The sequence below is a fragment of the Bifidobacterium sp. LH_419 genome, assembly GCF_056356955.1.
The window spans coordinates 1-8,423 of record NZ_JBKEVG010000027.1; the positions used below are offsets into that span (position 1 = coordinate 1).

The window sequence follows — 8,423 nt, forward strand, 5'->3', positions numbered from 1 at the left end:
ATCACGGGTTCGCTGATCACGATCATCCCGTTGGTGGTCGCGTTCCTGTGCCTGCAGAAGTACTGGCAGTCCGGCCTGGCCGCCGGCGCCGTCAAGGAGTGACGGAACCGGCCTCGCGGCCGGTGCCCCGTTTTCGGCTCCCTCTGACGAGGGAGCTGTCCGCCGCAGGCGGACTGAGGGAGAGCAGGAGAGCGGCCTCCGGGCCGCGGGGAAAACAGCATCGGCCGAAGGCCGATCCCGCTTCCTGCGGCCTTCCGGCCGCGGTCTCTCCCTCCGTCATCGCTTCGCGATGACACCTCCCTCGTCAGAGGGAGGCGAGAGCACCGCATCGGCTTTCGGCCGATTCCGTTCCCCTGCCGGGTGGCGGTACCCCCTCAGTCCGCCTGCGGCGGACAGCTCCCCCTGGAAGGGGGAGCGGGGAAATGGATGTGTTTGCTCCCCCTTTCAGGGGGAGCTGTCGGCGAAGCCGACTGAGGGGGTTCAGAATACCGCATCGCCCGCAGGGCGATTTCGAGATTCCGAACGATTCCGAAGCTTGATACTAAGGATTGTGTTATGACTACTCGTAGAGCGTTCAGGTGGCCGGCGTTGCTTACGCCGTCGACCCGTGGCATCGCGTTCGGTGGCGACTACAACCCCGACCAGTGGCCGGACGAGACCGTCGCCGACGACATCCGGCTCATGCGTGAGGCGCACGTCAACACGGTGGCCCTCGCCATCTTCAGCTGGGATCGGATCGAACCGCGTGAGGGCGAGTTCACCTTCGACTGGCTCGATTCCGTCATCGACCGGCTCGGCAAGGCCGGCATCGCCGTCGACCTCGCCTCCGCGACGGCGACCGCGCCGTTGTGGCTGTACGAGCGGTATCCGGAGGTCCTGCCCGTCGACCGGTACGGCCATGTCGTCAACGCCGGGTCGCGCCAATCCTGGCAGCCCACCAGCCCCGTGTTCCAGGAGTACGCGCTGCGTCTGTGCCGCATGCTCGCCGAACATTACCAGGACAACCCGTACGTCACCGCATGGCATATGGGCAACGAGTACGGCTGGAACAACCGCTACGACTATTCCGACAACGCGCTCCACGCGTTCCGATCATGGTGCGAGGCGAAGTACGGCACCGTCGAAGCATTGAACGAGGCGTGGGGCACCGCCTTCTGGTCGCAGCACGTCAACTCGTTCGACGAGGTGTTGCTGCCGCGCCACATGGGCGGCGACGCCATGGTCAATCCGCCGCAGCAGCTCGACTACGAGCGTTTCGGCAACGACATGCTCCTCGACTTCTACAAGGCGGAACGCGACGCGATCGAGGCGATCTGCCCCGGCAAGCCGTTCACCACGAACTTCATGGTCTCCACCGATCAGTGCTGCATGGATTACGCGCAGTGGGCGAACGAGGTCGACTTCGTCTCCAACGACCACTACTTCCATGAAGGCGAATCCCATCTCGACGAACTCGCCTGCTCGGACGCGCTCATGGACTCCCTCGCCCTCGGCAAACCCTGGTATGTGATGGAGCACGGCACGTCCGCCGTCCAGTGGAAGCCGCTCAACACGCGCAAGCGCCACGGCGAGCTCGTGCGCGACTCGCTTGCCCACGTGGCGATGGGCGCCGACGCCATCAACTTCTTCCAATGGCGGCAGTCCTCCTCCGGTGCCGAGGCGTTCCACTCGGCGATGGTGCCGCACGCCGGCGAGGATTCCAAGGTCTTCCGCGGCGTCGTCGAACTCGGCGCGACGCTCGCCACGCTCTCCGAGGTCGGACTGCAGGGCACGGAGCTGAAGCGTTCCGACACGGCGATCCTGTTCAGCGCCGAAAGCGAATGGGCGACGCGCAGCGAGACCCTGCCGAGCATGAAGCTCGATCATTGGCATGACGTGCGCGACTGGTACCGCGCCTTCCTCGATGCGGGAAGCCGCGCCGACATCATCCCGCTCGCCTACGACTGGAGCGGTTACCGGACCATCATCCTGCCGAGCGTGCTCGTCCTGTCCGACGCGGACACGCGACGCATCGCCGATTTCGCCGAAGCGGGCGGCACCGTCGTCGTCGACTACGCGACCGGCATCATCGACGAACACTTCCACGCCGGTCTCGGCGGCTATCCTGGCGCCGGCAACGGGCTCCTGCGCGACGTGCTCGGTGTGCGCGGCGAGGAGTTCAACATCCTCGGCGAGGAGGCGGAAGGCGAACCCGACGCGATCATCCTGTCGAACGGGCTCACGACGCGACTGTGGCAGACCGACGTGACCTCGGTCGCCTCCGACACGACCGTCATCGCCACGTACGCGGGCGAGGTGGCCGCCGACTGGGAGCTCGACGGCACGCCTGCCGTCACCAGCCATCCCTATGGTGAGGGCCGGGGCGTCTACGTCGGCTGCGATCTCGATCGCCACGACATTGCCGCCCTCATCCCCGCACTGGGGGTATCGGAACCCGAATCGTGCGGCGGTCCGGTTCCGGCTCCCTCTGACGAGGGAGCTGTCGGCCGCAGGCCGACTGAGGGAGAGACGTCCGCTCGCATCACGGATTCCCGCATCATCCACACCGTCCGCGAGTCCACGGACGGCGCCATCCGCTTCGACTTCTACCTCAACCGCACGCGCGGCGACGTCACGCTGGAAGACGTTCCTGGCGAGCCGGTCGTCGCGCATCGCACGGAAGCCGGAACGGCGGACCGTGCGAACGGCGCGGACGGCGCGAGCGATACGGACGCCGCGAACGGAACCGGCGCATACACATTGCGGCGCAACGCCATCCTCGTCACGAGGACCGTGCGTCCGGAATAGCCGGACGCAAGCGGGTACAATGGCGACGTCGAACCAACGGAAGCGAGGTGCGGAGATGAGCGGGACGAAACCGGCGAAAAGGCGCGTCACCCTGCGCGACGTGGCGCAGGAGGCCGGCGTCTCGCTCAAGACCGCCTCGAACGTGATCAACGGCAACGGGCGCATGAGCGAGGCCACGCGCGAACGCGTCGAAACGGTCATCAAGGATCTCGGCTACCGCGTCAACGTGGCCGCACGCAACCTGAACCGCGACCACACCGGATTCATCACGCTCGCCGTACCGTCGCTCACTCCGCCGTACCTCGCCGAACTCGCCAACCGCGTGATCGACGCGGCGCGGCGGCACGACTACTCCGTATACGTCACCACGTATGCGGAGGGGTCGGCGAAAGGCGCGCGCGACCTGTTGGAGAAGTTCAATTCCACCGTGTCCGACGGCATGATCCTGTCGATGAGCGAGGTGGAGAGCATCACGCCCGACGATCTCAAGGTCGATTTCCCGCTCGTCGTGGTCGGCGCGCGCACCACGTGGGGCATCGCCGACCACGTGACCCCCGACGACGTCAACGCGGCCGCCCGGGCCGCCGGATATCTGTACGACCATGGTTCCACGCGTCTCGCCGTCGTCGGCGCGCGCGGCGTCTACGACGAGACGGCGCTGCTGAAAGCGACCGAGGGCAACGCGCAGCTGCGTCTGCGCGGCATCATCGAGGAGAGCCGTCGCCGCGGCGTCGCATTGGACGCGCGGCTCGTCGGCAACACGGATTTGGATTGGACGATCGGCGCGGGGGCGCGCGTCACGCAGCGCCTCATCGACTCGGGAATCCCGTTCGACGGGGTCGTCGCATTGAACGACCAGCTGGCGATCGGCGCGATGACCGCGCTGCGCACCAGCGGCATCGACGTGCCCGCTCAGGTGCAGGTGATCGGCTTCGACAATATCGAGGAGGCGCCGTACCTGCAGATTCCGCTCACCACCATGTCGTCGCGTCTCGAATGGACGGCGCCCGTCGCGGTCGAGAGGATTCTCGGGCGCATCCGCGGCGACATCACGAAACCGGAGCTGCTCACCTGCGAGTCGGAGGTCATCGCGCGCGAATCCACGCGGTGAGCGGTGAGCGGTGAACAGCGGGTGCGTGGTGGCGTCCGACGCGTCGACTCCGTTGCATCGTTCGTCTCCGACGCGTCGCGTCCCTGTTGAGGTACACCGGTTGACCAAAGCCGGAACCGGTGCTACGCTGTAACCGTTGTGATACACAGCTGTATCTATTGGCACACAAGGAATCGTTGTGTACCAGATTGTGTACCAGAGCAGAGCCGCTGCAATCATCCCGTTCGGGAATCGTAAGGAGAAGCATGAAGCAATCAGCATTATGGGGCCGCGTCGTCGCGGCCGCCGTCGCGGCGACGACCCTGTGCGCGTCAGGCATGGTCGCGGCGTCCACCGCGGCCGCCGCCGAGACGCCGGTCAAGGCGGACATCAACGTCAAGGCCATCGACGGACTGTCCAAGGACTTCATCGGGGGAGCGGACGTCTCCTCCATGCTGTCGCTGGAGGAGAGCGGCGTCACGTTCAGGAACGAGCAGGGTCAGGTCGAGGACCTCTTCACGCTGCTCAAGGAGAGCGGTGTCAACTACGTGCGCCTGCGCGTGTGGAACGACCCGTTCACCGCCGACGGACAAGGCTACGGCGGCGGCAACGTGAACGCCGACCGCGCGCTCGTCATGGCCGAACGCGCCACCAAGGCCGGTCTCAAGGTGCTCGTCGACTTCCACTACTCCGACTTCTGGGCCGACCCCAGCAAGCAGCAGGCGCCCAAGGCGTGGAAGTCGTTCGAAGGCGACGCCGACAAGACCGCCCAGGCCGTCCACGACTACACCAAGGAGACGCTCACCAGGTTCAAGGAGGCCGGCGTGGACGTCGGCATGGTGCAGGTCGGCAACGAGACCACCGCGAAGATCGCCGGCGTCTCCGGCTGGGACGGCATGTGCAAGGTGTTCTCCGCCGGAGCCAAGGCCGTGCGCGAGACGATCCCGCAGGCCAAGGTCGCCATCCACTTCACCAATCCGGAACGCAACACGTACGCCGGCTACGCGAAGCAGCTCGCCGACCACAAGGTCGACTACGACGTGTTCGCCAGCTCCTACTACCCGTTCTGGCACGGCACCGCCGACAACCTCGCCAAGCAGCTGAAGAACGTCGCCGCCACCTACCACAAGGACGTGATGGTCGCCGAAACCTCATGGGCCTACACGCTCGACGACGGCGACGACGACTCCAACACCATCACGGCGAAGAACGTGAACGCCGCCGACGTGAAATTCGACATCAGCCCGCAAGGCCAGGCCGACGAACTACGCTACGTGGCCGAAGCGGTGAACTCGGTCGGCGACAACGACGGCGACGGCGAGAACGACGGCCTCGGCATGTTCTACTGGGAGCCCGCATGGCTGCCCGTCGGCCAAGGCGGCCGCGGCAACGCCGACCTCGTCAACCTGTGGAACGAATACGGCGGCGGCTGGGCCACCAAGGCCGCCGGCGAATACGATCCGAACGACGCCGGCAAGAAGTGGGGAGGCTCCGGCGTGGACAACCAGGCGCTGTTCGCCTTCGACGGCACCGCCCTGCCCTCGCTGAAGACCTTCTCCTACCTGCACACCGGCGCAGTCACCGACCACGTGTTCGCCGGCATCGATGACGTCGCCATTACCGCGTCCGACAAGGACTCCATCGACGCGATCAAGGCGAAACTGCCCGCCGACGTGACCGCCCGCTACAAGGACGGCGTCGACGAAACCGAAACCGTCACCTGGCGTTCCGCGGCGCTCGACTGGATCCGCGGCGCCGGCATCTACACGATCGACGGCGTGACCGCGTCCGGACACACCGTCAAGGCGGTCATCACCGTCGAAGCCACCCCCGCGACCAACCACGTCGTCAACGGAAGCTTCGAAGACGGCGCGAAGAGCGGCTGGACCGTCACCGGCAGCGGCGCGAGCATCAAATCCGACAAGGGCAACGCCTCCGACGGATCGTGGGTGCTCGGCTTCTGGGCGGACAAGGCGTACACGTTCCAGGCGTCCCAGACCGTCACCGGCCTCGAACCCGGCGCATACACGCTCACCGCGAAAAGCCAGGACGCGCTCGTCGGCGGCACCGCCGGCACGAACAAGGTGACCCTCAACGCGACGACCGGCGGCACCGGCGATACCGGCGACGCGGGCAAGACGCAATCCGCCGAACTCAAGCTCGACGGCTGGAAGCAATGGCACACCGCCAGCGTGCCCGTCACCGTCGGCGAGGACGGCACCGTGACCATCACCATCACCGGCGACCTCGGCGCCGCCGACTGGGGCAGCGTCGACGAGGTCACGCTCACCCGCACGGCCGAAACGCCTGCCAAGCCCGACACGACCGCGCTCGAAGCCGCCGTGAAGAAGGGTGAGAACGTGGACCGCGCCGGCTACACCGACGACTCGCTCGACAAGCTCGACGACGCGCTCGCCGCCGCCCGCGTGCTGCTCGCCGGCAGCGCCGCCACCACCGACGACGTCACGCAGGCGACCAAGCTCGTCGACGACGCCATCGCGGGACTGACGGCCAAGCGGTTCGTCAGCATCTCCGTCACGCCGAAGAAGACCGTCTACCAGGTGGGCGGGAAGATCGCCGCCGACGACCTGACCGTCACCGGCAACTACGAGGCCGGCTCCGGCAGCGTCGAACTCGCCGCCGACCAGTACACGCTCACCTACGGCTTCTCCGCCGTCTCCGACGCGTCGAAGGTCACCGTCGCGCTCGCCTCCGATCCGAGCGTCACCGAAACGTACACGGTGAAGGTCACCGCGAAGACCGGCGCCGGCGCCGGCGATTCCGGTGCGACCGGCGATTCCGGCGAAACCGGTGACGGCACCGTCGCCGGCGACGGTACCGGCTCCGGCGCCGGCACGACGCGTCCGGGCGCCGAGCCGGGCGCGACCGGCCGGAACGCCGAAGCCGGCGGCCTCACCGCCACCGGCGCCGCCGTCGCTTCCATCGCCGGATTCGCGGCCGTCGCGCTCGCCGCGGGCGGCGTCGCGCTGGTGGTCCGTCGCCGGCGTCGCGGCTGACATGGACGGATCGGATGTGGTTGCGTCAGCCGCTGGGACATGACGGCGTTCGTCCGGTGAGGATTTCGGACGAACGCCGTGCGTCGCGCCGACGTCGGTGGCGACGGCGGAATTCGGCGACCTCTTCCGGGCGGCCGCCGCGCGTCGTCGCCCATGCCGGGGCCGTATCGTCCCGTCGACGTTGCGCCGGAGCGGGGCGTCGGGCGGGACCCGCGCCTCCGCTGTCCCGCTCCACCCATTCTCACGTGGCCATGTTGCGCCGGGAATCACGGGAACCGCGCGATAGAATCGTGGGGAAAGTACCGTTCATCTCGGATGGCCGGTGCCGGGCCGGCGACGTGACGGATCGCGCCGCCGCCCGGTCTCCGCCGATGCCGGTGAGGAGGCATGGCAATGGTTGACGGCTTGCATGCGGATAGTGCGCGAGATGTGCGCGATGAGGTGACGCTGCCGGACGGGAGCGTGATGCCACGGCTCGGCATGGGAACCTGGTATCTGGGCGAGGGACGACGGCCGTTCGACGACGAGGCGGCGGCGTTGCGCGCTGGACTGGACGCGGGAGTGCGCCTGATCGACACGGCGGAGATGTACGCGGATGGTGGTGCCGAACGGCTCGTCGGCGCGGCGATCGACGGGTACGATCGCGGATCGCTGTACATCGTGTCGAAGGTGTATCCGCACAACGCCGGACGCCGTCACCTGCGCCGCAGTCTGGAGGCGTCGCTGCGTCGTCTCGGCACCGATTACCTCGACATGTACCTGCTGCACTGGCGCGGCAGCGTGCCGTTGCGTGAGACCGTCGACTGCATGGAACAGGCGGTCGAGGACGGTCTGATCCGCCGATGGGGCGTCTCGAACCTCGACCTGAACGACATGCGCGAACTGATGGATGTGTCCCGCGGATCGCATTGCTGCGTCGACCAGGTGCTCTACCACCTGGGATCGCGTGGCATCGAAGTCGATCTGCTGCCATGGCTGCGCGAGAGGCATATCCCCGTGATGGCGTACTGTCCGCTCGCGCAGGCCGGGCGTCTGCGTGACGGGTTGCTCGGCAGTGCGGCGGTGCGCGAGGTCGCGGCCGCGCACGGGTTCACGCCGATGCAGGTGCTGCTCGCGTTCGTGCTCCACCAGCCGGACATGATCGCCATCCCGCGTTCCGGCGTGCCCGAACACGTGCTCGCCAACGCCGCCGTACTCGATTCCCCGCTCACAGACGCGGAATACGCGGAATTATCCCAAGCGTTCCCCGCCCCCGACCACCCCGTCCCGCTCGACATGGAATGACCCGTCTCCCCGGATTTCTCTGTTGAGGGGTGGCTGTCCGAGTCGAGCACGTCGAGGTCGCCGGCGTTGAATCTGGCCCCCTTTGTGGAGGGGGCTCCCGGCTGTGCCGGGTGGGGGAGAGTGTGCTCCCCTTGTGAGGGGGAGCTGCCCGCCGGGGCGGGCTGTGGGGGTTGTCGGGTTGGGTGAATGTGTGGTTGGTTGTGGGTGAATTGTGTTGGTTGGGGTGTGTGTGGTGGTGTGTGGCC

4 protein-coding genes and 1 pseudogene are annotated in these 8,423 nt (G+C 67.2%); all 5 read left to right on the plus strand.

Features of this window, described 5'->3' with window-relative positions; all coding sequences use genetic code 11:
* Positions 1–102: pseudogene (locus AC1AYX_RS10320) on the plus strand (carbohydrate ABC transporter permease); the annotation flags it as partial.
* A 453-nt stretch (positions 103–555) separates the two neighbouring features.
* The gene (locus AC1AYX_RS10325) at positions 556–2,787 is read left to right on the plus strand and encodes a beta-galactosidase (RefSeq protein WP_476503398.1); all 2,232 of its coding nucleotides are present in this window, start codon (positions 556–558) and stop codon (positions 2,785–2,787) included.
* 55 nt (positions 2,788–2,842) lie between these two features.
* On the plus strand, positions 2,843–3,898 hold the full coding sequence (locus AC1AYX_RS10330) for a LacI family DNA-binding transcriptional regulator (RefSeq protein ID WP_476503399.1): 1,056 nt from the start codon (positions 2,843–2,845) through the stop codon (positions 3,896–3,898).
* 245 nt (positions 3,899–4,143) lie between these two features.
* Entirely contained in the window at positions 4,144–6,894 is a 2,751-nt protein-coding gene (locus AC1AYX_RS10335) for a glycosyl hydrolase 53 family protein (RefSeq protein ID WP_476503400.1), read from the plus strand.
* A 387-nt stretch (positions 6,895–7,281) separates the two neighbouring features.
* Positions 7,282–8,178 (plus strand): aldo/keto reductase, encoded by an 897-nt coding sequence (locus tag AC1AYX_RS10340; protein ID WP_476503401.1) that lies wholly within the window; start codon positions 7,282–7,284, stop codon positions 8,176–8,178.
* Positions 8,179–8,423: the final 245 nt, after the last annotated feature.

Bases quoted from the DNA above. Each gene is read 5' to 3' on its own strand.
- AC1AYX_RS10325 (WP_476503398.1), top strand. From the start codon at position 556: ATGACTACTCGTAGAGCGTTCAGGTGGCCGGCGTTGCTTACGCCGTCG.
- AC1AYX_RS10330 (WP_476503399.1), top strand. From the start codon at position 2,843: ATGAGCGGGACGAAACCGGCGAAAAGGCGCGTCACCCTGCGCGACGTG.
- AC1AYX_RS10335 (WP_476503400.1), top strand. From the start codon at position 4,144: ATGAAGCAATCAGCATTATGGGGCCGCGTCGTCGCGGCCGCCGTCGCG.
- AC1AYX_RS10340 (WP_476503401.1), top strand. From the start codon at position 7,282: ATGGCAATGGTTGACGGCTTGCATGCGGATAGTGCGCGAGATGTGCGC.